Source organism: Pseudoxanthomonas sp. CCNWLW251, from assembly GCF_037402255.1.
GTDB lineage: Bacteria > Pseudomonadota > Gammaproteobacteria > Xanthomonadales > Xanthomonadaceae > Pseudoxanthomonas_A.
This window is the reverse complement of the sequence record NZ_JBBEGA010000001.1, coordinates 1,184,485-1,205,456: the sequence shown is the minus strand read 5'-3', so window position 1 is coordinate 1,205,456 and position 20,972 is coordinate 1,184,485. Positions and strand designations below refer to the sequence as shown.

Sequence of the window (20,972 nt, the reverse complement as noted above, 5' to 3'; positions counted from 1 at the left end):
GCGTGGGTCGGACGTGATGCGCGTCGCGTGCTGCGCAAACGACAAGGGGCGCGGTTGCCCGCGCCCCTGTCGACCCCACGATGGCCGGAAAGTTCAGCGGATGCGCTGGACCAGGCGATCGTGGTTGTTGGCCGGGTTCGGATCCGTCGTCGTGCTGCTGACGGTGGCTTCGAACTCCAGTTCGGTGCCGCGCTTCGGCTTGCCGGGGACCACCAGGGCGAAGGCCAGCGTCTGCACGCCGCGCGGCATGGCGCCACGACGGGTGCAGTCGGCGGCAGCGCCATCGGTGGTGTCCGCCACGCGCGAGCAGCTCCAGCCGCTGGGGGCGGCCACGGCGGCGTAGCGGGCCTCCACGTTGCTGGTCAGGCGCACGGTGACCTGCTCGGCCGCATCCGGACCGGCGTTGCGCACCGGCACCAGCAGCGTGGCGATGGTGCCGCGACGCAGCGGCAGGGCGGCACCGAGCAGCTGCACCGACAGGTCGGCGCGGGTCTGCGGCAGCGCGGCCACGGCCACCGAGACGGCGGCGGTGTTGTCGCCGTTGGCGGGGTCGAGCACGGTCGAGTTGGCCGACACACCCAGGCCGAGCGTGGTGCCTGCCGCGCTGGCCGGGACGACAGCATCGAGCGCGAACGTCGCTTCGCCACCGGCCGCCAGCGACGGCACGGTGCAGGCCACGCGGGTGGTGCCCGCGGAGACTTCCGGTACTGCGCAGCTCCAGCCGGCCGGCAGCGTGGCCAGCGAAGGCGACAGTTCGGCTGAGAACACGAAGGCGAACGCTGCCGGCGATGCGGCACCCGGGCCGGCGTTGCGGACGGTGGCCGTGTAGCGCACGGTCTCTCCGACGTTGGCGGTGGCACGGTCGGCCGACACCGTGGCCGACAGGTCGGCGCGGGCGAAGGACGGCACGCGGATGCTCAGACGGACCGGATCGTGGTCGGAGGAGCGCACCGCCAGTGTCGCATCACCGAAGTTGTCCACGCCGAAGTCGGCGTTGATGCGCGCATGGTCCACGCGCAGCGCGGCGCCCATCACCAGCGACTCGTTGACGAGCACGTGGTCCAGCGTCTGCGCATTGCCCTCGAACACGTACGAGTACCGGTGCGCGGGATCGGCGATCAGCTGCGAACCGTCCACCAGCGGCGTCGTCAGCGGGCTGGGCATCCAGGTCAGCACTTGGTCTTCCGGCGCGGCTTCGCCCTTGATGATGCCGAGCACGTCGACGTAGCCATCGTTGAACTCGAACGCGTTGAAGTCGCCGACCAGCACGATCTTCTCGTCCGGGTTCGCCTGCTGCATCTCCTGCACCAGCTGGGCCAGGTAGACCGCCTGGGCACCGCGCTTCACCCGCACGCGTTCGCCGCCGGTGGTCCAGCCGCCGCTGCCGGGAAGGGTGTCGTTGATGTCGTTGAGCGAACGCAGGTGGTTGACGATCACCGTCAGCGGGTAGCTCGACGCGCCGTCCTGATGCACGCGGGCGCGCAGGCGCAGCGGCGGACGGTCGTTGAGCAGGCTGGTGGTGCCGTTCGGGTTGGCGATGGTGGTCTCCTTGCCGAACTGCGCCACGTCCAGCACTTCGACGCGGGCCATGCCGTCGGCGGTCACGCGCGAGCTGACCAGGAAGCCGACGTTGATGCCGCCCACGTCGTTGCCCGGCTGCAGGTACGGTACGTAGCCCGGGCGCGCGGCGCAGGTTGCGTCGATGCGTTCGGACAGCAGCTGCAGCACGCGCAGGTTCTCCACTTCCACCGCGCCCAGGATGTCCGGGGCCTTCAGGTAGTCGCAGATCGCCAGCGCCGCCTTGGCCAGACGCTTGTCCAGCGCTTCCGGCGTCAGCGTCACCGCGCCGTTGCTGTCATTGACCTCGTCGAACAGGCGCAGCAGGTTGAAGCTGCCGACGGTGACTTCGTCGTAACTCGGATCGTTGACGGCCTCCGGCAGGATGCCGCCGCTGACCGACGGCGGCGTGGCCACGTCGGGCAGCAGTGCCCAGGTGCCGGCGAAGTAGTCCAGCACGCCGAGCAGGCCGGCCACATCGGCGCCGGTGTCGACCGAGATCGGCTGCGCGCCGACCTGGCCGCGGCTGCGCACCATCAGGCGTTCCTGGTTGGTGTCGAAGCGCGGCGGGTTCTTGCCGGCGGGCAGGGTGATGGCATCCATCACGGCGATGCCGGGTTCACGGAACGGACGCGCCACGCCGGGCAGGGCGACGTGGAACACGCCGTCGCTAAAGGACAGCGCGTCGTTCTCGTCCAGGCTGCCGCCGGACGGGGCGATCACCACCGCCTGTGCCACGCTCACGCGCATGCCTTCCAGTCGCTCCAGCGTGCCGGGGAGGGCGTCGGGGCCCAGCTCGGCGGCGGTCAGTTCGATCGCGGCGGGCAGGGCCACGCCGGTTTCCAGCATTTCGACCGTCGGCGTGACGATCTCGGTGATCGCCAACTGGTGCGGATTGGAGGACGGAGTGAATTCCTCGACCGTGCCGGTTACGCGCACGCGGTTGCCGACCGCAGCGGTGGCCGGCGGCGCGCTGCTGGTGAAGACGAATACGGCATCCGAGGTGGCCGGGTCGCCGTCGTCGTTGGCGGCCTGCAGGAAGAAGCCGTTATTGAACTTGAGCGCGGTGACGATGCCTTCGGTCACCACGCGCTTGCCGTTGTGTGGCGACAGCAGGCCGTTGCCCTGGATCTGCGCGATGGTCAGAGCGACTGGCGGATCGGGCGGCTCGGGCGGCTCCGCACCGCTGTTGCGCGGGTTCGGCGCACCGACGGCGAAGTCGGCGCCATTGTTGTTGGTGTCGATGCTGCCGTCGCCGCCACGCAGCGCGGCAGTGGTGTTGCTGAGTGTGCCGGTGGGAGCGCTGCCTTCGAAGCAGTTGGCCGCGCTGCCGAAGCCGACGAAATCGGCCACGTTGGCATCGGCGGTCGGGCAGGCGCCGGTCAGCGCCGTGGTGCTGCGGCTCAGCGCTACCTTGCCGGCGGTGCCGCTCATCGCGATGGTGCCGACCGCATCCGGGGTGGGCAGGTCCACCGTGCCGCCGGCGCCCTGCGCCTGCTGGATCAGGTAGAAGCCGCCGGCCGGGATGCTGCCGCTGAGAGTGGTACGCCCGCTCCAGGTGGTGCCGGCGGAGGAGGTGTACTGCACGCTCCAGCCGGTCAGGTCGACGGCGGTCGGGCCGTTGTTGCGCAGTTCGATGAAATCGTTCTTCAGCGTCGCGCCGCTGTTGCCGCCGCCGCCATAGACCTGGCTGATGACTACCTGCGCCTGCACCGACGACGCGGCGAAGAGCAAGGCGAAAGACGCGAACACGGCCGCAAGGCGGCCCCGTGGCATTTCCATGTTACGGACTCTCCCTCAGTGGATGGACGCCGCCCCCTGTCGGAGGCGGTCCCGCCCCCGGCCGACGCAATGTAGCCCAAGCCTGTGGTACACGCATTGCATGGGCGTGACATAAGTGCCCGTTTTTGTTCGCCTTGCCGGGGCGCCCGACCACCATCGGTTACGCTGGCGCCCCTGCCGCCGCCCGGGTGGCGCCCCCGGTTGATCGACGGATGGCCGTAGAAAAGAACGAACGCCCGCTGGAAGCAGGCATCCACACCGACCTGTCGGGTCGCATGAGCTATGGCGGCTACCTGCAGCTGGATCGCCTGCTGTCCGCGCAGCACCCGGTGTCGGATCCGCCGCACCACGACGAGATGCTCTTCATCGTGCAGCACCAGGTCTCCGAGCTGTGGATGAAGCTGATGATCCACGAGCTGCGCGCGGCGATCGGGTTCCTCCAGCGCGACCAGGTCTGGCAGGCCCGCAAGGTGATGGCGCGCGCCAAGCAGGTGCTGCGCCAGCTGACCGAGCAGTGGTCGGTGCTGGAGACGCTGACCCCCTCCGAGTACATGGGCTTCCGCGACCTGCTGGGCCCGTCGTCGGGCTTCCAGTCGCTGCAGTACCGCACCATCGAATTCCTGCTGGGCAACAAGAATGCGGCGATGCTGAAGGTGTTCGCGCATGATCCGGAAGGTCATGCCGGGCTGGAGGCCGTGCTGGACGCTCCCAGCCTGTACGACGAATTCCTGATGTACCTCGCGCGCTGGGACCATGCGATCCCCGCGCAGCACCTGCAACGCGACTGGCGCCAGTCTCATGCCGCCGACGCCGCGCTGCTGCCGGTATTCGAAGCGATCTACGAGGACACCGACCGCTACTGGCGCGAGTATTCGCTGTGCGAGGACCTGGTGGACCTGGAAAGCCAGTTCCAGCTATGGCGCTTCCGCCACATGCGTACGGTGATGCGCATCATCGGCTTCAAGCGCGGCACGGGCGGCTCCAGCGGCGTGGGCTTCCTGCGCCAGGCGCTGGAGCTGACGTTCTTCCCGGAACTGTTCGACGTGCGGACCTCGATCGGCCCCGGCCGCTGAGGCCGGGATCGGCGCGATTTCCTCCGAAAACCCTTGGAAATCAGCGAATTGACTCGCTGAATAGGCCAAACGGCCGTTACACCACCGATGTTTCAGCGATTTGACGTGCGCCGGCCACGTCGGTAATCCTCGCCCGTCCCGTGTCCGTTGCACGGGAAACCGAAATCCTGAACCACTTTTTTTCTAGGGGGAGCCCGCATGAGCGGAGCCGTCGACACATCAACGCCGGAACGGATACCGGAATTCAAGCAAGTCCTGGGACATCCGCGTCCGCTGTGGATGCTGTTCATGTCCGAATTCTGGGAGCGCTTCGCGTTCTACGGCATCCGCTGGGCGATGGTGCTGTACATCGTGGCGCAGTTCCATGGTGGCGACGCCTCCGGTGAAAAGCCGGCCAGCGAGTTGTACGGTGCTTACCTGGCACTGGTCTACGCGGGCGCCATCTTCGGCGGCTACGTGGCCGACAAGCTGATCGGCTTCCAGCGCTCCATCCTGCTCGGCGCGGTCTTCATGTCGGCGGGCCTGTTCCTGCTGGCACTGCCGAGCGAGGCGATGTTCAAGCTGGGCCTGGCCACGATCATCGTGGGCAACGGCCTTTTCAAGCCGATCATCTCCACGATGGTGGGCAAGCTGTACGCCCAGGGCGATGCTCGCCGCGACTCCGGCTTCACCATCTTCTACATGGGCATCAACATCGGTGCGCTGCTGGCGCCGATCGTCACCCAGTACCTGGCGAAGAAGGTGTTCGGCATCGAGGACATGCCCGCGTACAAGGTGGTGTTCATCGCCGCCGGCGTCGGCATGCTGTTGAGCCTGGTGTGGTTCTGGTTCGGTCGCAGGCAGCTGGAAGGCATCGGTATGCCGGCGGAGCACCAGACCGGCCTGCGCAATGTCAGCCTCGTCGTCCTGTTCGGCGCGGTGATCGGCATCCCGATGTTCTACGCGCTGCTGACCATCAATGCCAACCTGCTGCAGGCCATCCTGATGGCGCTGTTCGTGATCCCGGCGGTGATGCTGGTGGTCGAGGGCCTGCGCGAGGGCAAGGTGGCGCGCGACAAGGTCGTCGCGATGCTGGTGATCTTCGTGTTCAACGTGCTGTTCTGGATGTTCTTCGAGCAGGCGGGCAGTTCGTTCAACTTCCTGGCCGACCGCATCGTCGACCGCAACATCGGCATGGAAGGCTTCTTCCAGATGTTCGCGGGCACCAGCGATTTCCCGGTCTCCTGGTTCCAGTCGGTCAATTCGGTGGCGATCATCGCGCTGGCGCCGGTACTGGCCTGGCTGTGGGTGAAGATGGGCAAGAACAACCCCATCATCCCGCGCAAGTTCGGCCTGGGCCTGATCTTCAACGGCCTGGCGTTCCTGCTGCTGATGATGGCGCTGTCGGGGATGGTGGATGCCAACGGCAAGATCCCGTTCTGGACGCTCTTCATGGTCTACGTGATCCAGTCGGTTGGCGAGCTCTGCCTGTCGCCCATCGGTCTGTCGATGACGACCAAGCTGGCACCGTCACGCCTCGCCGGCATGGCGATGGGTTGCTGGTTCCTGTCCATCGCCATCGGCAACAACATGGCGGGCATCTTCGCCGGCAAGGTCAGCGGCGAAGGCGGCATGACCGTGCAGTCCGCGCACGCGGGGTACACGTTCGGTTTCTGGGCGCTGGTGGGTTCTGGCGTGCTGCTGTTCCTGATCGCGCCGCTGATCCAGAAGCTGATGCACGGCGTTAAGTAACTCCCCGGCACCCCGGCGCTCGCCGGACGCCAACGAAAAACGGCGGCCATTGGCCGCCGTTTTTTCTTCCAGCAAGGAAAGGCCTCAGCCTTCGATGCGTCGGACGCCTTCCCCGGCCAGCTTGTCGATCAGCTGGTCGAGCATTGCGCGCTCTTCGTCGCTCAGCGGTTCCAGCATGCGCTGGTGGTACTCGATGACCATCGGTGCCACTTCGTCGTAGACCCGGAACCCTTCGTCGGTCAGCGCCAGCACCGAGCGGCGGCGGTCGTCGCCGTGGATCTCGCGCTGGATCAAGGCCCGTTCCAGCAGACGGGCCACCGCCCGGCTGACCGCCACCTTGTCCATCGCGGTGCGGTTGGCGACCTCGCCGGCCGACAGGCCCGGGAAGCGCCCCAGCACGGCCATCACCCGCCATTCGGTGATCGCCAGGCCGAAGCGACGGTGGTATTCCCGGGAAATCGCGCTGCTGATCCGGTTCGACAGCACGCTCAATCGGTAGGAAAACAGGCGGTCGAGGTCGAAATCGGCGTGGACGACGGGGCTGGCTGGCTGGCTCATGTTGCGCTGCTACTTGTGGTTGGTTTCAGCTGAAACTATAAAATGGGGTCTGACCCGGCAAGCCTAGCGAGGCGCCCCATGAACGCACAACCCAATCTGGGCATCCAGCCCACGACGTTCGACAACCCGATGGGCATCGATGGCTTCGAGTTCGTCGAGTTCGCGGCACCGCAGGGCCAGGCCCACCACCTGCACGACTACTTCCGCAAGCTCGGCTTCGTGCAGGTCGCGCGCCACAAGACCCGCGCCATCAGCACCTATCGCCAGGGCGACTGCACCTTCCTGATCAACGAAGACCCGGATTCGTACGCCGCGCGCTTCGCCGCCGAGCACGGACCCAGCGCCTGCGGCTTCGCGATCCGGGTCAGGAAGCTGGCCGAGTGGGCGCGCGTGCAGGCGCTGAAGAACGGGGCCGAATCGTTCGATGCTGCCGACGAACTCACCAAGGCGGTCGCCGCACCGGTCATCAAGGGCATCGGCGACTGCATGCTCTACATCGTCGACCGCTACGACGACAAGGGCACCATCCACGATCCGGACTACGAATACCTGCCCGGGGTGGACCTGCTGCCCAAGGGTTTCGGCCTGACCTTCATCGACCACCTGACCCACAACCTGTACCACGGCAACATGGCCAAGTGGGCGGACTATTACGAGCGGTTGTTCAACTTCCGCGAGATCCGCTACTTCGACATCAAGGGCGCCAAAACCGGCCTGTTGTCGAAGGCGATGACGGCGCCGGACGGCATGGTGCGCATCCCGTTGAACGAGTCCAGCGACCCGAAGTCGCAGATCAACGAGTACCTGGACGCCTACAAGGGCGAGGGCATCCAGCACATCGCGTGCTTCACCGACGATATCTACACGACCGTGGAAAAGATGCGCGAAGCCGGCGTTGCGTTCCTGGATACGCCCGAGACTTATTTCGAGGTGATCGACCAGCGCATCCCGGACCATGGCGAGGACGTCGCGCGGCTGGCGAAGAACGGCATCCTGATCGACGCCGACGTGGAGACCAAGCAGCGCAAGCTGCTGCAGATCTTCACCCAGAACGCGCTGGGGCCGATCTTCTTCGAGATCATCCAGCGCAAGGGCAACGAAGGCTTCGGCGAAGGCAACTTCCAGGCGCTGTTCGAGAGCATCGAGCGGGACCAGATGAAGCGCGGGGTGCTGTAAGGTTTCTTCGAGCCCCTCTCCCGTCGGGAGAGGGGTTGGGGTGAGGGTACGGTGGCATCATGGACATCAAGCCGCCATTGCCCAGTACCACGCTCCAGTATTCGCGTCGTTTGCGCAGAGAAATGACCGATGCGGAACTCAAACTCTGGAAGGTCTTGCGCGGGCGGGGACTCGAAGGGCTCAAGTTCCACCGCCAGCACCCGATTCCGCCTTGCATCGCCGATTTCTGTTGTGTCGACAAGAAACTGATCGTCGAACTGGATGGCTCGCAGCACACGGCACGGTCCGACGCGGTCAGGACGCGGATCCTGCGTTCACTGGGTTGGACCATCCTCCGCTTCTGGGATCATGATGTGTTGATGGCGATAGAGGCTGTAGTCGAGGGGATCTGGAAAGCCGCGCGCGGACCGGACCCTCACCCCAACCCCTCTCCCGATGGGAGAGGGGCTCAAGCGACAAGCGAGCACGACCATGAGCAGCGACAACTACCAGCCCGGCTTCGGCAACCATTTCGCCACCGAGGCGATTCCCGGCACCTTGCCGGAGGGCCGCAATTCGCCGCAGCGGGTGGCGCATGGCCTGTATGCGGAGCAGTTGAGCGGCACGGCTTTCACTGCGCCGCGCGCGGAGAACCGGCGCAGCTGGCTGTATCGCATCCGCCCGGCGGCGATGCACGGTCCGTTCGCGCCGTATGCGCAGCACCACCTGCACAGCGATTTCAGTGCAGGGCCGGTGTCGCCGGACCAGATGCGCTGGTCGCCGCTGCCGCCGCCGGAGACGCCCACGGATTTCGTCGATGGCCTGTATACGATGGCCGGCAATGGGTCGCCGGAGGCCATGCATGGCGTGGGCATCCACCTGTACGCGGCCAACCGGTCGATGCAGGGCCGCTATTTCTACGATGCGGACGGGGAGTTGCTGATCGTCCCGCAGCAGGGCCGCCTGCGCATCGCGACCGAGTTCGGCGTGATCGAGGTCGAGCCGCAGCAGGTCGCGGTGATCCCGCGCGGCGTGCGTTTCCTGGTCGAGTTGCAGGACGGCGAAGCGCGCGGCTATGTCTGCGAGAACTTCGGTGCGGCTCTGCGCTTGCCCGACCTGGGCCCGATCGGCTCCAACGGGCTGGCCAATCCGCGCGATTTCGAGACGCCGGTGGCGGCGTACGAAGATGTCGAGGGCGAGTTCGAGCTGATCGCCAAGTTCCAGGGCCATCTGTGGCGCGCCGGCATCGGCCACTCGCCGCTGGACGTGGTGGGCTGGCATGGCAATTACGCGCCGTACCGCTACGACCTGCGCCGCTTCAACACGATCGGTTCGATCAGCTACGACCACCCGGATCCGTCGATCTTCCTCGTGCTGACCTCGCCCAGCGACACGCCGGGCGTGGGCAACATGGATTTCGTGATCTTCCCGCCGCGCTGGCTGGTGGCACAGGACACGTTCCGCCCGCCGTGGTTCCACCGCAATATCGCCAGCGAGTTCATGGGCCTGATCCATGGCGTCTACGACGCCAAGGCCGAAGGCTTCGCGCCGGGGGGTGCGTCGCTGCACAACTGCATGACGGGCCACGGCCCGGACGCGGCGACGTTCGAGAAAGCGTCGAACGCGGACCTGTCGAAGCCGGATGTCATCACCGGCACGATGGCCTTCATGTTCGAGACGCGTGCCGTGATCCGGCCGACGCGGCAGGCGATCGAAGCACCCCATCGGCAGCGCGACTACCAGGCGTGCTGGGCCGGCCTGCGCAGGCATTTCGTCCCGTAGGGAGGGGCCGCGCGCTCAGGACAGCGCGGCTTCGTCCTGGGCAGTGAGCAGCGCCTGCAGGCGGGGCAGGTCTTCGCTGGGCAGTGCTTCGACCAGTCGTTCGCGGATGCGCTGGGACAGCGTGGTGGCCACCCGGCCCTCGAGGAAGCCCAGTGCGCTGGCTAGTGCCTCGAGCATGGCATCGTCGTCCAGGCGCGACTGCAGGCGTTCGCGATGACGGCGTGCATCGTCGTCGCGCTGCAGCTCCAGCATGCCGGACAGGTAGACCTTGGCCGCGACCAGCGATCGTCGCGGACCGGCCGGCGCGTTGGTGATAGGCACGCGGGTCGTACTGGCCACGGGCAATGGCGTCGTCGGCGTGTCCCCGGCGGTGAGGTAGCCCGCCTGCACGAGGCGCTCTACCAGCAGCGGCGCATCCTGGCCCAGCAGGCGCACGAGTTCTCCCAGGTCGCGCTGTCCATCGCAGAGGATCAGCGCGCGCCGCTCGCGCATGCCGAGCGTGCCCGTGTGGGCCTGCAACGTCTGGCGGGCGAGGTCGGTCTTGGACGGGCGCATGGCGAGCGGAGGGGGAACCCGCGCGCAGGCTAGCCGCGTGCGATGAAGTACCGATGACAGCCGCGTGTTCGCGGTGACTTAACGCGATGACGCTAGTCTGCAGGTTTGCGCACTGGAGAGAGCCGATGAAGTCGATGTTGCCGATCGTGATGGTGGTCACCCTGTTGTCCGCGTGCCAGCGCCAGGAGGCGCCGATGGCAGAGGCGGAACCGACCACGACGGCGACCAGCACGCCGATGGCCGATGCGCCGGCACCCGCTCCCGCCGTGGACGACACGGCGGCACCGGCCGGTCCGGTCAGCCAGGCCAGCTTCCTCGGCTATGGCGACATGAAGCTCGGCAGCACGGTCGATGAAGCACGCACCGCGTGGGGCGGCGAGCTCAACGGCGCACCGATGGAGGGCACGACCTGCCACTACTTGTGGCCGAAGTGGATCACGCGGCCCGCCGACTTCGCCTTCATGATGGAGGAAGGCAAATTCGTGCGATACGACGTTGGCACCGACAAGGAAACTGCGCCCGGTGGAGGCAAGGTCGGCATGGGTGTCGACGAGCTGCAGAAGCTGTACGGTGGTGCGCTGAAGGCGTCACCGCACAAGTACACGCAAGGCGGCCAGTACCTGGCGATGGATGCCGGTGACGTGGCGCCGACCCGGCTGGTGTTCGAGGCGGATGCCGCGGGCAAGGTCACCGCCTGGCGCGTGGGCCTGTCGCCGCAGGTCGACTACGTGGAAGGCTGCTCCTGAGTCAGGGCGTCCACCGGCGGCAGGCCGTCGCTGGCCCTGCCGTCGCGCGCAGGCATAGAATCGCTGGACACCATACGGGAAGGGGACGGCGATGATGGAAGCCTGGGGATACTTCGCGCTGGGCCTGGTGTTGCTGGCGCTCGGCGGCGACTCGATCGTCAAGGGCGCTTCGGGCCTGGCGCAGCGCTTCGGCGCGTCCCCCTTCGTCGCCGGCCTGCTGCTGATAGCGTTCGGCACGTCGCTGCCGGAGCTGGCCGTCAATGCGCGCGCCGTGTGGGCAGGTGCGCAGGAACTCGCGCTCGGCAACGCGGTGGGCAGCAACATCGTCAACCTGGGCCTGACGCTGGGCATGGCGGCGCTGGTCGCGCCGGTCGTGATCCGGATGCGCGTGCTCTCGTCGCTGCTGGTGCTGCTGGGGCTGGCCTCGCTGGCGCTGATCGTGTTCGGCCTGGATGGCGTGGTCAGCCGGGTGGAGGGCCTGGTGTTGCTGCTGGGCTTCGTCGCCGTACTGGCGTTCCTGCTGGCGCGTGCATCGCGCGAGGATGCCCGAGTGCGTATCGATGTGGAGACGTTCTCCGTCACGCACACCGTGCTGTGGATGAATCTGCTGCGTTTCGCGGTGGCCGCCGCGCTGCTGTATTACGGGGCCCGCTTCGTGCTGCAGGGAGCGCCGATGATCGGTGCGCAGTGGGGTCTTTCGCCGTTGCTGACGGGCCTGCTCCCCGTGGCGATCGGCACGGCGCTGCCGGAAATCGCCGCCGCCATGATGGCCGCCAGGCGCGGGCAGGGCGACATGGTGGCCGGCCACGTCATCGGCTCCAGCCTGTTCAATCTTCTGGTCGTGGTCGGCGGCATGGCGGCGTTCCGTCCGATGGCGCTGCCGGCGTCGTTCGTGCGGCTCGAACTGCCGGCGGCCATCGCGTTCGTGCTGGTGCTGTACCCGATGTTGCGCGGGGACCTGCGCATCAGCCGCGTGGAGGGCGGACTGCTGCTCGCCGCATTCGTGGGCTGGGTCGTGCTGGAGGTTGCGCTGCTCGCCTGATCTGAACGCCGGCTCAGGCAGACGTGAACGGGTTTGTTAAACTCGGGCGATTGCTCGCGAATGACGCATTCCCTGCAACGCAAGGCGGTTGATGATCCCTTTCCTCGAAATCCTGCTGGCGCTGCCGTTCCTGCTGGCGCTGGTGGTGGCGCTGGCGCGCGACCTTCCGCGCGGCGCGACGGCATGGCTGGCCGGGCTGGCGCCGCTGCTGGGCCTGGTGGTGCTGGCGTGGATGACGCCGAGCGTGCTGCAGGGTTGGAACGTGCGTGCCGACTACGCATGGATCCCGCAGATCGGCCTGTCCTTCACTCTGCGGCTGGACGGGCTGGCGTGGATGTTCGCGGGCCTGGTGCTGGCGATCGGTGCGCTGGTGGTGATGTACGCGCACTACTACCTCAGCGCGAAGGACAGCGCGCCGCGCTTCTTCGCGTGCCTGCTGCTGTTCATGGGCTCGATGCTGGGGGTGGTGCTGGCAGGCAACCTGCTGCTGCTGGTGGTGTTCTGGGAGCTGACCAGCATCAGTTCGTTCCTGCTGATCGGGTTCTGGTCGCATCGCCAGGATGCGCGCGAAGGCGCGCGCATGGCGCTGGCGATCACCGGCGCCGGCGGACTCGCGCTGCTCGGCGGCGTGCTGCTGATCGGGCGCATCGTCGGCAGCCACGACCTGGACGTGGTGCTCGCCTCGGGTGACCTGATCCGCGCCAGCGGGCTCTATCCGTGGGTGCTGGCGCTGGTCCTGGCCGGCGTTTTCACCAAGAGCGCGCAGTTCCCCCTGCATTTCTGGCTGCCGCACGCGATGGCGGCGCCCACGCCGGTGTCGGCCTACCTGCATTCGGCGACGATGGTGAAGGCGGGCGTGTTCCTGCTGGCGCGCCTGCATCCCGCGCTTGCGGGCACCGACCTGTTCTTCTACGTGGTGACCAGCGTCGGCGCGCTGACGCTGCTGATCGGCGCGTGGTACGCCATCTTCCAGCACGACCTGAAGGGCCTGCTGGCGTATTCCACGATTTCGCACCTCGGCCTGATCACGCTGCTGTTCGGCATCTCCACGCCGATGGCCGTGGTGGCCGGCGTGTTCCACATCCTCAACCACGCCACGTTCAAGGCCTCGCTGTTCATGGCGGCGGGCATCATCGATCACGAAACCGGCACGCGCGACATGCGCCGGCTGGGCAACCTGCGGCGCTACCTGCCGTGGACCAGTGCCTTGGCGATCATCGCCTCGCTGGCCATGGCGGGCATCCCGCTGCTCAACGGATTCCTGTCCAAGGAGATGTTCTTCGCCGAAGCGCTGGACATCGGCGGCCATCGCGCCATGCGCGACATCATCACCGTGGCGGCGCTGCTGTATGGCGTGTTCGGTGTGGCCTACAGCCTGCGCTTCGTCTATGAGACGTTCTTCGGGGAAGGGCCGCGCGCGCTGGATGCCACCCCGCACGAGCCGCCGCGCTGGATGAAGATCCCCGTGGAGGTGCTGGTGGTGCTGTGCGTGGCGGTGGGCGTGGTCCCGGCCTGGACCATCGCGCCCGTGCTGCACGCCGGTGCCGGCGCCATCCTCGGCGACGCGATGCCCGAGTACAGCCTGGCGGTCTGGCACGGCATCAACAAGCCGTTGCTGATGAGCCTGGCCGGCATCGCGGGCGGCGTCGCCCTGTACTTCGGACTGCGCCGCCTGTTCGACCTGCACGCCATCGTGCGGCGGTCACTGGGGCGCAGCGTGTTCCGCTGGAACATGGAAGCCCTGTACGGGCTGGCCGGTCGCTTCACCGACCGGATCGCCAACGGCAGTCTGCAGCGCAGCCTGTTGTTCCTGCTGCTGGCCGCCATCGCGGCGGGCGCGGCGCCGTTCATGGGTGGCGACGCGGCGCCGCTGCAGTGGCGCGGTTCACAGCCCATGCCGCTGCTCGGCTGGCTGTTGTGGCTGGTGCTGGTGGCATGTGCGGTCTGGACGATCCGGCTGTACCGGCAGCGCCTGCTGGCGGTCATCGTGCTGGGCGGCGCCGGCCTGATGGTCAGCCTGGCCTTCGTGTTCCTGTCCGCGCCCGATCTCGCCCTGACCCAGTTGATGGTGGAAATGGTCAGCCTTGTCCTGTTGCTGCTGGGGCTGCACTACCTGCCGCCGCGCTCGCCGCCGGAGCGCACGCCGCGCCGACGCCTGCGCGATATCGTGGTCGCTCTGGTGGCGGGCACGGGTACCGGCCTGCTGGCCTACCAGGTGATGACACGGCCCGGCGACACGATCAGTGGTGAACTGCTGGCGCGCTCGCTGCCGGAGGCTTATGGCAGCAACGTGGTGAACGTGATCCTGGTGGACTTCCGCGGCTTCGATACCTTCGGCGAGATCACCGTATTCGGTATCGCCGCGCTGATCGTGCATGCCCTGCTGCGCCGCGCGCGGATGGCGCCGGAGAAGGTGATGTCGGGTCCGCCGATCAAGTTGCCGGTGCCTGCCGACCTGGCGCAGATCATGTTCCCGCTGACCCTGACCGTGTCCGTGTTCCTGTTCCTGCGCGGGCACAACGCACCGGGTGGCGGCTTCATCGCCGGTCTGGTGCTGGCGGTGCCGCTGCTGGTGCAGTACGTGATCCAGGGTGCCGCATCGGTCGAGTCGCGGTTCGGATTCGATTACGTGCGGTGCATCGGCGTGGGCCTGATCATCGCCGGTCTCAGCGGCGTGGCTTCGATGGGCTTCGGCGTGCCCTTCCTGACCAGCGGGCACCTCGACCTGGAATTGCCGCTGGTCGGCACGGTGCCGTTGGCCAGTGCCATCGGCTTCGATACCGGCGTGTACCTGGTGGTGTTCGGCGGCGCCATGCTGATCCTGTCGATGATGGGCACCATCCGCCCATCGCGTACACGCGTCTCGCACCTGGGCGTGATGGAACCGGGTGAGCGCTCCACCCGCACCGGGGAGCTGCGCTGATGGGAGGTGCACTCTGATGGAGCTGGCCCTGGCAAGCGCGATCGGCATCCTCACGGCCGCGGGCGTGTACCTGCTGCTGCGTGCGCGCAGCTTCGACGTGATCCTCGGACTCACGCTGCTGTCGTATGCGACCAACCTGCTGATCTTCGCCGGTGGCCGGCTGGTCCCCGGCAAGCCGGCGGTGCTGCGCGACGGCGTGGCCCCGACCCTGGCGAACTACACCGACCCGCTGCCGCAGGCGCTGGTACTCACTGCCATCGTGATCGCGTTCGCGATGACGGCGGTCACCGTGGTGCTGGCGATCCGCAGTCGCGGCGACAACGACAGCGATCACGTGGACGGCCCCCGTGCGGAGCGTGATTTCCTGGCCAGCGAACTGCGCCGTCTGGAAGAGGCGCGCGACGCCGCGAAGGCGGACGATGCCGGGGGCAAGGCATGAACCCTCTGCCCGTGCTGCCGATCCTGATCCCGCTGTTCGCCGCCTCGATCGCGCTGTTCTTCGAGCACCGTCGCTTCGGCATGGTGCCGCAGCGCATCGTCGCGTGGATGTCGGTCGCCGCGATGCTGGTCGTGGCGTGTCTGCTGGTGGGTTCGGCGGCGTCCGGTGACGTCTCGGTCTATCTGCTCGGCGACTGGCCGGCGCGGCTGGGCATCGTGTTGATGGTGGACCGGCTGTCGGCACTGATGCTGCTGGTCGGATTGCTGCTGGGCGCCGGCTGCCTGCTGCATGCCTGTGCCGGCTGGGACCGCCGCGCGCCCCACTTCCATGCGTTCTTCCAGTTCCAGCTGATGGGGTTGAATGGTGCGTTCCTGACCGGCGACATCTTCAACCTGTTCGTCTTCTTCGAAGTGCTGTTGATCTCGTCCTATGGCCTGATGCTCAGCGGCGGACGCGGAGAACGGATGCGCGCGGGCCTGCATTACGTCACCTTCAACATCGCGGCCTCGACACTGTTCCTGATCGCGCTCGGCCTGCTGTACGGCATGCTGGGTTCGTTGAACATGGCCGAGATATCGGTGCGCGTCGCGCAGTTGCCGCCAGGCGACCTGGCGCTGGTGCAGGCCGCGGCGGGACTGCTGTTCGTGGTGTTCTGCGCGAAGGCGGCGCTGTTGCCGATGTATTTCTGGCTGCCCGATACCTACACGCATGCGCCCGCCGCGGTCGCCGGCCTGTTCGCCATCATGACCAAGGTGGGGCTTTATGCAGTGCTGCGGCTGGGCACGCTGAGCTTCGGCGCAGCCGGGCCGCTGGACGGGTTCGCATGGCCCGCGCTGCTGGCGCTGGGGGCGACCACGCTGGTGCTGGCGTCGCTGGGCGTGCTGGCAGCGCAGCGTCTTCGCGCATTGGCGGCGTATCTGGTGCTGGGTTCCGCGGCGACACTGTTCGTCGCCTTCTCGCTGGGCACCACCGGTACGACAGGGGCCGGTCTCTACTACCTGGTGCACAGCAGTTTCGCGGGCGCCGCACTGTTCCTGCTGGCCGACCTGATCCGCCGTCGCCGCGGCCGCGCCAGCGACCGCAAGGACGTGATCGCGGCGCTGCCGGACAAGACCGTGCCGGGCCTGCTGTTCCTGGTGGCGGCGGTGTCGCTGGCGGGCCTTCCGCCGCTGTCCGGCTTCATCGGCAAGCTGCTGCTGCTGGACGCCGTACCGGCGGGGCCGCGGACGTTCTGGATCTGGCTGCTGGTGCTGGGCACCAGCTTCATGATGCTGGTCGGACTGGCACGGGCGGGCACGCGGTTGTTCTGGCGCGTCGAACCCTGGCCCGATGCCGGACACCACACGCTGGAGGCATACACGCCCGAACAGGAGGTGGTGCATGCGCCCTCGCGGCCCCTGGAAACGGCCGCCGTCGTGCTGCTGCTGGCTTACGGCGTGGCCCTGGTGCTGTCAGCCGCACCGGTGCTGGAGTACACGCGCGCCACCGCGGTGCAGTTGCAGGCTCCGGCCGACTATGTCGAGCATGTGCGTGCCGCCACGCCTGTCTTGAGGGAGCCCTGAGCATGGTCGCGACGTGGCGCAAGCGCTGGTTGCCGTCGTTGCCGCTGAGCGTGACGGTATTCTGTTTCTGGCTGCTGATGAACGACGAGATCAGCGCGGGACAGGTGGTGATGGCGCTGGTCCTGGCGCTGCTGATCCCGCCGTTCGCGGCCCGGCTTGACCGCGAGTTCGCCCGCATCGGCCGCCTGCGCAGCGTGCCTCGCATGCTCGGGGTGCTGTTGCTGGATATCGTGCAGGCCAACGTCACCGTGGCGCTGCAGGTGCTGGGGCCGGAGCGCAAGATCACCCCGGGTTTCATCTGGGTACCCCTGGATATCGGCAACATCCACGGCATCGCGGCGTTGACGAGCATCATCACGCTGACGCCGGGTACGGTATCGTCGGCGCTGTCGGATGATCGCCGACATCTGCTGGTGCACGTGCTGAATCTCGAAGATGCCGACGAGGTGATCCGGCAGATCAAGACGCGCTACGAGGCGCCGTTAATGGAGATATTCCCATGACGCCGCAGGCACTGGTGATGTACGCGGTGATCGGTTCGATGCATGTCGTCGGTGTCGCCATGCTGCTGGCGCTGTATCGGCTGGTGCGCGGCCCGAGCGTGCCGGATCGCATACTCGCGCTCGATACCTTGTATGTCTGCGCGATCGCGCAGCTCATGCTGTTCGGCATGCATCTGGGTACTGCGGTCTATTTCGAGGCCGCGCTGATCATCGCCATGCTCGGCTTCGTCGGCACCGTGGTGCTGAGCAAGTACGTGCTGCGCCGGGATGTCGTCGAATGAGCTGGGTCTTCGCCATCCTGCTGGTGCTGTTGCTGGCCGTCGGAAGCTTCTTCATCCTCGTGGGCTCCTTCAGTCTGGTAAAGCTGTCGGACTTCTTCAAGCGCCTGCATGGACCGACCAAGGCCAGCACGCTGGGCGTCGGCTGCGTGCTGATCGCATCGGTCGGCTACCACGCGCTGGGCGGCACCGATCCGCAGCCGCGCGAACTGCTCATCACCGCGTTCCTGTTCATCACTGCGCCGATCAGCGCGCACCTGATGGCGAAAGCGGCGCTGTCGCTGCACATGGCGGAACGTCCGCCGATGCCGGGTGGCGAACCGCCGTCCACCACCGACGCGGTCAATGAAGACGCTGGCGCGGATGCCTGACATGCCCGTGCGCACCGCCCTGGTCTTCGGCGCCAGCGGGCAGATCGGCGAAGCACTGCTGGCGCGCCTCGATGCCGCGGCGTGGCAGGTGTTCGCGGTATCACGGACGCCAAGAGTGGCTTCATCGAACATCCGCTGGTTGGCGGGTGAATTCGCGGGCGTCGAGGGATTGCCGGCGGCGGTCGACGTGATCTTCAGCACCGGCCCGCTGGACGGATTCGCGCAATGGTATGCACGCCGCCTCGTCGCAGCCCCGCGCGTGGTCGCGTTCGGCTCCACCAGCCTGGATACGAAGCAGGCCTCGGGCGATGCCTACGAGCGGGACATCGTCGCGCGTCTGCAGGCGGCGGAACGGCTCGTCTTCGATACGGCCGAAGCGACCGGCGCGGCGGCGACCATGTTGCGTCCGACCCTGGTCTACGGTGCAGGCCGCGACCAGACGCTCGCGCGGATCGCGGCGATGGCGCGGCGCATGCGGTTCTTCGTGCTGCCGCGGGGCGCTACCGGGAAGCGCCAGCCTGTGCATGTCGACGACCTCGCGGCTGCGGCGCTCGCGGTCGTGGATGCTTCTGCCACGCATGGGCGGGCGTATGCCTTGCCGGGGGGCGAGGCGCTGGCGTACCGCGAGATGATGGCGCGCACGCTGGCGGCGCTGAATCCGCCGGCGAAACTGTGGGAAGTGCCGGTGCCGATGTTCAAGGTTGCGCTGTCGCTGGCGCGCATGGCTGGAATGATGCGAGCACTTACCGACGATGCGGTCTCGCGCATGCGCGATGACCTGGTATTCGATGCCTCGCCGGCACAGCGCGATTTCGGCTACGCGCCGCGTGCTTTCATCGTGGACGCGCGTGCCGTTGGGTCGTAGCGCGGAACGTGCTTCGCTGCCCCTGGAGACGTCGCTGAGGCGCCCGCCTGGGCATCAGCCGGGCAAGCCCGGCGCGACGCTTCAGTATTTCCAGCCCATCTTCCGGTAGAACTTGCTGAGCACCCACACCGGCCCGATCAGCAGGTAGGTGAGATCGGTGAGGAAGCTGGGCTTCTTCCCTTCGATCTTGTGGCCGACGAACTGCGCGATCCACGCGACCACGAACACGCCGAGTGCGAGGAAGAACAGATTCTGCAGGCCCAGCAGGCTTTCCAGCCAGCGCGTCAGCCAGGCCATGGCGATGAAGATGGCCAGCATGCCGAAGCCCAGTGGGCGCGAGAGTTTGTAGTAGTACATCCACGCACCGAACATCGCCAACGCGGCCCACGCGCCGGACTTGATCCAGGTGCCGAATACAGGGATGCACCACAGCAGCGCCACCACCGTCCACAGGATGGCGGGCACGGCGAAGACGTGGATCAGCTGGTTGGTGTCGTTCTGGTGATCGCCGGAGTAGCTGGCGAACCAGCGGTCCACCGGGCGTTGCGCAGTCGCGTTCATTCATCCCTCCCGAGGATGGCAATGCGGCAGGGTATGGAGCATACCCCAGCCCGGCCGGGGTTGCCGGGCCGGTGGTCAGGTCCCGGCCGGTCAGTGCGCGGCGGCCTTCGAAAACAGCTGGATCACCGCCACGCCGGCCACGATCAGGCCCATGCCCAGCATGGCGGGCAGGTCCAGCGGCTGCTTCAGCACCATCCATCCGATCAACGCGATCAGCACGATGCCCGCGCCGGACCAGATGGCGTAGGCCACGCCGACCGGTACGGTCTTCAGCGTCAGCGACAGGAAGTAGAACGCGATGCCGTAACCCGCAGCGACCAGCAGCGAGGGGCCGGGCCGGGTAAAGCCTTCGGAGGCTTTCAGTGCACTGGTGGCGATGACCTCGGCGGCGATGGCGAGGGCGAGGTAGACGTAGGCATTCATGTGCATGCACCCAGGGAAGCGGGTGGCAAGCCTACTGCACGGGGCGCTGAACCCCGGCTTGCCCTGCATCGCCTGGATGCAGGGCGGGGAAGCGGGTCAGTCGACGATGATGCCGGCCAGCTTCTGCAGCGCCTCGGCGTATTTGGCACGCGTGCGCTCGATGACCTCCGCCGGCAGCGACGGGCCGGGCGCGGTCTTGTTCCAGTCCAGCGTTTCCAGATAGTCGCGCACGAACTGCTTGTCGTAGCTGGGCGGGCTGGTGCCGACCGAGTACTGGTCGGCGGGCCAGTACCGCGAGGAGTCCGGCGTCAGCATCTCGTCCATGATGTAGAGGCGGCCGTCTTCATCGGTGCCGAATTCGAACTTGGTATCGGCCAGCAGGATGCCGCGCTCGGCCGCGAAATCGGCCGCGAAGCGGTAGATGCGCAGGGTGGCATCGCGCACGCGCTCGGCCAGCTCTGCGCCCACGGTCTTCACCATGGCGTCGAAGTCGATGTTCTCGTCATGGTCGCCCACGGCGGCCTTGGTCGACGGCGTGAAGATCGGCTCGGCCAGCTTCTCGGCCTGGCGCAGGCCATCGGGCAGTTCGATGCCGCTGACCTTGCCGGTGCGCTGGTAATCCTTCCAGCCGCTGCCGATCAGGTAGCCGCGTGCGATGGCTTCCACCGGCACCGGTTTGAGTTTCTTGGTCACCACCGCGCGCTTGGCGTACAGCGAGGCGTCGACGCCCGCCGGGAGTACGGACGCGACATCGATGCCGGTCAGGTGGTTCGGCATCAGGTGCGCGGTCTTGGCGAACCAGAAGTTGGAGATCTGGCAGAGCATCTCGCCCTTGCCGGGAATCGGGTCGGGCAGCACCACGTCGAACGCGCTCAGGCGATCGGTGGCGACCATCAGCAGGCAGTCGCCGGCGGGCGCATCGGCAGGCAGGCGGTCGCGGGGCAGGTCGAACACGTCGCGGACCTTGCCGCGATGGCGCAGGGTGAGGCCGGGCAGATCGGATTGAAGCAACGTCGTGGGCACAAACACTCCTTGGGGAGTTCCGGAAACCAGCGAGGCGTACAGC

Annotated in this window: 19 protein-coding genes and 1 pseudogene; 14 read left to right on the top strand and 6 right to left on the bottom strand. The window is 67.2% G+C overall.

Going from position 1 to position 20,972, the window contains the following annotated elements:
- Nucleotides 1-93 precede the first annotated feature (93 nt).
- On the bottom strand, nt 94-3,339 hold the full coding sequence (locus WBN46_RS05730; protein WP_337730659.1) for a lamin tail domain-containing protein: 3,246 nt from the start codon (nt 3,337-3,339) through the stop codon (nt 94-96).
- Between the two features lie 212 nt (nt 3,340-3,551).
- Between WBN46_RS05730 and WBN46_RS05725 the strand changes: the two genes are divergently transcribed.
- Both WBN46_RS05725 and WBN46_RS05720 read left to right on the top strand, forming a co-directional pair.
- Nucleotides 3,552-4,412 carry a tryptophan 2,3-dioxygenase family protein gene (locus tag WBN46_RS05725; RefSeq protein WP_337730658.1) on the top strand — a complete coding sequence of 287 codons (861 nt, stop codon included), beginning with the start codon at nt 3,552-3,554 and terminating at the stop codon, nt 4,410-4,412.
- 198 nt (nt 4,413-4,610) lie between these two features.
- Complete coding sequence (locus WBN46_RS05720; RefSeq protein ID WP_337730657.1) at nt 4,611-6,143, top strand: oligopeptide:H+ symporter; 1,533 nt, start codon at nt 4,611-4,613, stop codon at nt 6,141-6,143.
- Between the two features lie 84 nt (nt 6,144-6,227).
- On the opposite strand, the gene WBN46_RS05715 is transcribed toward WBN46_RS05720, so the two are convergent.
- Nucleotides 6,228-6,701 carry a MarR family transcriptional regulator gene (locus WBN46_RS05715; protein ID WP_337730656.1) on the bottom strand — a complete coding sequence of 158 codons (474 nt, stop codon included), beginning with the start codon at nt 6,699-6,701 and terminating at the stop codon, nt 6,228-6,230.
- A 78-nt stretch (nt 6,702-6,779) separates the two neighbouring features.
- Here WBN46_RS05715 and hppD point away from each other — a divergent pair, with 78 nt between their 5' ends.
- The 3 genes and pseudogenes from hppD (at nt 6,780) to hmgA (ending at nt 9,638) form a co-directional block, all read left to right on the top strand.
- Entirely contained in the window at nt 6,780-7,877 is a 1,098-nt protein-coding gene (hppD, locus tag WBN46_RS05710) for a 4-hydroxyphenylpyruvate dioxygenase (protein ID WP_337730655.1), read from the top strand.
- Between the two features lie 59 nt (nt 7,878-7,936).
- Nucleotides 7,937-8,215: pseudogene (locus WBN46_RS05705) on the top strand (DUF559 domain-containing protein); the annotation flags it as partial.
- Between the two features lie 133 nt (nt 8,216-8,348).
- Nucleotides 8,349-9,638 carry a homogentisate 1,2-dioxygenase gene (gene hmgA, locus WBN46_RS05700; protein WP_337730654.1) on the top strand — a complete coding sequence of 430 codons (1,290 nt, stop codon included), beginning with the start codon at nt 8,349-8,351 and terminating at the stop codon, nt 9,636-9,638.
- Between the two features lie 15 nt (nt 9,639-9,653).
- Here the strand turns inward: hmgA and WBN46_RS05695 are convergent, their stop codons facing one another.
- Nucleotides 9,654-10,193, bottom strand: a complete 540-nt coding sequence (locus tag WBN46_RS05695; RefSeq protein WP_337730653.1) for a hypothetical protein — start codon at nt 10,191-10,193, stop codon at nt 9,654-9,656.
- A gap of 125 nt (nt 10,194-10,318) precedes the next feature.
- Here WBN46_RS05695 and WBN46_RS05690 point away from each other — a divergent pair, with 125 nt between their 5' ends.
- The 9 genes from WBN46_RS05690 to WBN46_RS05650 all read left to right on the top strand — a co-directional run bounded on the left by WBN46_RS05690 (nt 10,319) and on the right by WBN46_RS05650 (nt 18,922).
- Nucleotides 10,319-10,939 carry a lectin gene (locus tag WBN46_RS05690; RefSeq protein ID WP_337730652.1) on the top strand — a complete coding sequence of 207 codons (621 nt, stop codon included), beginning with the start codon at nt 10,319-10,321 and terminating at the stop codon, nt 10,937-10,939.
- Between the two features lie 91 nt (nt 10,940-11,030).
- Complete coding sequence (locus WBN46_RS05685; RefSeq protein WP_337730651.1) at nt 11,031-11,981, top strand: calcium/sodium antiporter; 951 nt, start codon at nt 11,031-11,033, stop codon at nt 11,979-11,981.
- 91 nt (nt 11,982-12,072) lie between these two features.
- A complete protein-coding gene (locus WBN46_RS05680) occupies nt 12,073-14,904 on the top strand; it encodes a monovalent cation/H+ antiporter subunit A (protein ID WP_337730650.1) in 2,832 nt (943 codons plus the stop codon).
- A 16-nt stretch (nt 14,905-14,920) separates the two neighbouring features.
- Complete coding sequence (locus tag WBN46_RS05675; protein WP_337730649.1) at nt 14,921-15,343, top strand: Na+/H+ antiporter subunit C; 423 nt, start codon at nt 14,921-14,923, stop codon at nt 15,341-15,343.
- Complete coding sequence (locus WBN46_RS05670; RefSeq protein WP_337730648.1) at nt 15,340-16,905, top strand: monovalent cation/H+ antiporter subunit D; 1,566 nt, start codon at nt 15,340-15,342, stop codon at nt 16,903-16,905. The genes WBN46_RS05675 and WBN46_RS05670 overlap by 4 nt, the downstream gene beginning before the upstream one ends.
- 2 nt (nt 16,906-16,907) lie before the next feature.
- Nucleotides 16,908-17,408, top strand: coding sequence for a Na+/H+ antiporter subunit E (locus tag WBN46_RS05665; RefSeq protein ID WP_337730647.1), 501 nt, complete (start codon nt 16,908-16,910; stop codon nt 17,406-17,408).
- The gene (locus tag WBN46_RS05660; protein WP_337730646.1) at nt 17,405-17,689 is read left to right on the top strand and encodes a K+/H+ antiporter subunit F; all 285 of its coding nucleotides are present in this window, start codon (nt 17,405-17,407) and stop codon (nt 17,687-17,689) included. Before WBN46_RS05665 ends, WBN46_RS05660 begins: the two co-directional genes overlap by 4 nt.
- The gene (locus tag WBN46_RS05655) at nt 17,686-18,057 is read left to right on the top strand and encodes a Na+/H+ antiporter subunit G (protein WP_337730645.1); all 372 of its coding nucleotides are present in this window, start codon (nt 17,686-17,688) and stop codon (nt 18,055-18,057) included. The genes WBN46_RS05660 and WBN46_RS05655 overlap by 4 nt, the downstream gene beginning before the upstream one ends.
- A 1-nt stretch (nt 18,058) precedes the next feature.
- Entirely contained in the window at nt 18,059-18,922 is an 864-nt protein-coding gene (locus WBN46_RS05650) for an NAD-dependent epimerase/dehydratase family protein (protein WP_337730644.1), read from the top strand.
- A gap of 81 nt (nt 18,923-19,003) precedes the next feature.
- On the opposite strand, the gene WBN46_RS05645 is transcribed toward WBN46_RS05650, so the two are convergent.
- The 3 genes from WBN46_RS05645 to WBN46_RS05635 form a co-directional block, all read right to left on the bottom strand.
- Nucleotides 19,004-19,483, bottom strand: a complete 480-nt coding sequence (locus WBN46_RS05645) for an Mpo1-like protein (RefSeq protein WP_337730643.1) — start codon at nt 19,481-19,483, stop codon at nt 19,004-19,006.
- A 90-nt stretch (nt 19,484-19,573) separates the two neighbouring features.
- On the bottom strand, nt 19,574-19,906 hold the full coding sequence (locus tag WBN46_RS05640; protein ID WP_337730642.1) for an SMR family transporter: 333 nt from the start codon (nt 19,904-19,906) through the stop codon (nt 19,574-19,576).
- A gap of 96 nt (nt 19,907-20,002) precedes the next feature.
- On the bottom strand, nt 20,003-20,929 hold the full coding sequence (locus tag WBN46_RS05635; protein ID WP_337730641.1) for a phosphoribosylaminoimidazolesuccinocarboxamide synthase: 927 nt from the start codon (nt 20,927-20,929) through the stop codon (nt 20,003-20,005).
- Nucleotides 20,930-20,972 lie beyond the last annotated feature (43 nt).

Coding starts and splice junctions, on each gene's coding strand:
- WBN46_RS05730 (WP_337730659.1), bottom strand. CDS start 3,339: ATGGAAATGCCACGGGGCCGCCTTGCGGCCGTGTTCGCGTCTTTCGCC.
- WBN46_RS05725 (WP_337730658.1), top strand. CDS start 3,552: ATGGCCGTAGAAAAGAACGAACGCCCGCTGGAAGCAGGCATCCACACC.
- WBN46_RS05720 (WP_337730657.1), top strand. CDS start 4,611: ATGAGCGGAGCCGTCGACACATCAACGCCGGAACGGATACCGGAATTC.
- WBN46_RS05715 (WP_337730656.1), bottom strand. CDS start 6,701: ATGAGCCAGCCAGCCAGCCCCGTCGTCCACGCCGATTTCGACCTCGAC.
- hppD (WP_337730655.1), top strand. CDS start 6,780: ATGAACGCACAACCCAATCTGGGCATCCAGCCCACGACGTTCGACAAC.
- hmgA (WP_337730654.1), top strand. CDS start 8,349: ATGAGCAGCGACAACTACCAGCCCGGCTTCGGCAACCATTTCGCCACC.
- WBN46_RS05695 (WP_337730653.1), bottom strand. CDS start 10,193: ATGCGCCCGTCCAAGACCGACCTCGCCCGCCAGACGTTGCAGGCCCAC.
- WBN46_RS05690 (WP_337730652.1), top strand. CDS start 10,319: ATGAAGTCGATGTTGCCGATCGTGATGGTGGTCACCCTGTTGTCCGCG.
- WBN46_RS05685 (WP_337730651.1), top strand. CDS start 11,031: ATGATGGAAGCCTGGGGATACTTCGCGCTGGGCCTGGTGTTGCTGGCG.
- WBN46_RS05680 (WP_337730650.1), top strand. CDS start 12,073: ATGATCCCTTTCCTCGAAATCCTGCTGGCGCTGCCGTTCCTGCTGGCG.
- WBN46_RS05675 (WP_337730649.1), top strand. CDS start 14,921: ATGGAGCTGGCCCTGGCAAGCGCGATCGGCATCCTCACGGCCGCGGGC.
- WBN46_RS05670 (WP_337730648.1), top strand. CDS start 15,340: ATGAACCCTCTGCCCGTGCTGCCGATCCTGATCCCGCTGTTCGCCGCC.
- WBN46_RS05665 (WP_337730647.1), top strand. CDS start 16,908: ATGGTCGCGACGTGGCGCAAGCGCTGGTTGCCGTCGTTGCCGCTGAGC.
- WBN46_RS05660 (WP_337730646.1), top strand. CDS start 17,405: ATGACGCCGCAGGCACTGGTGATGTACGCGGTGATCGGTTCGATGCAT.
- WBN46_RS05655 (WP_337730645.1), top strand. CDS start 17,686: ATGAGCTGGGTCTTCGCCATCCTGCTGGTGCTGTTGCTGGCCGTCGGA.
- WBN46_RS05650 (WP_337730644.1), top strand. CDS start 18,059: ATGCCCGTGCGCACCGCCCTGGTCTTCGGCGCCAGCGGGCAGATCGGC.
- WBN46_RS05645 (WP_337730643.1), bottom strand. CDS start 19,483: ATGAACGCGACTGCGCAACGCCCGGTGGACCGCTGGTTCGCCAGCTAC.
- WBN46_RS05640 (WP_337730642.1), bottom strand. CDS start 19,906: ATGAATGCCTACGTCTACCTCGCCCTCGCCATCGCCGCCGAGGTCATC.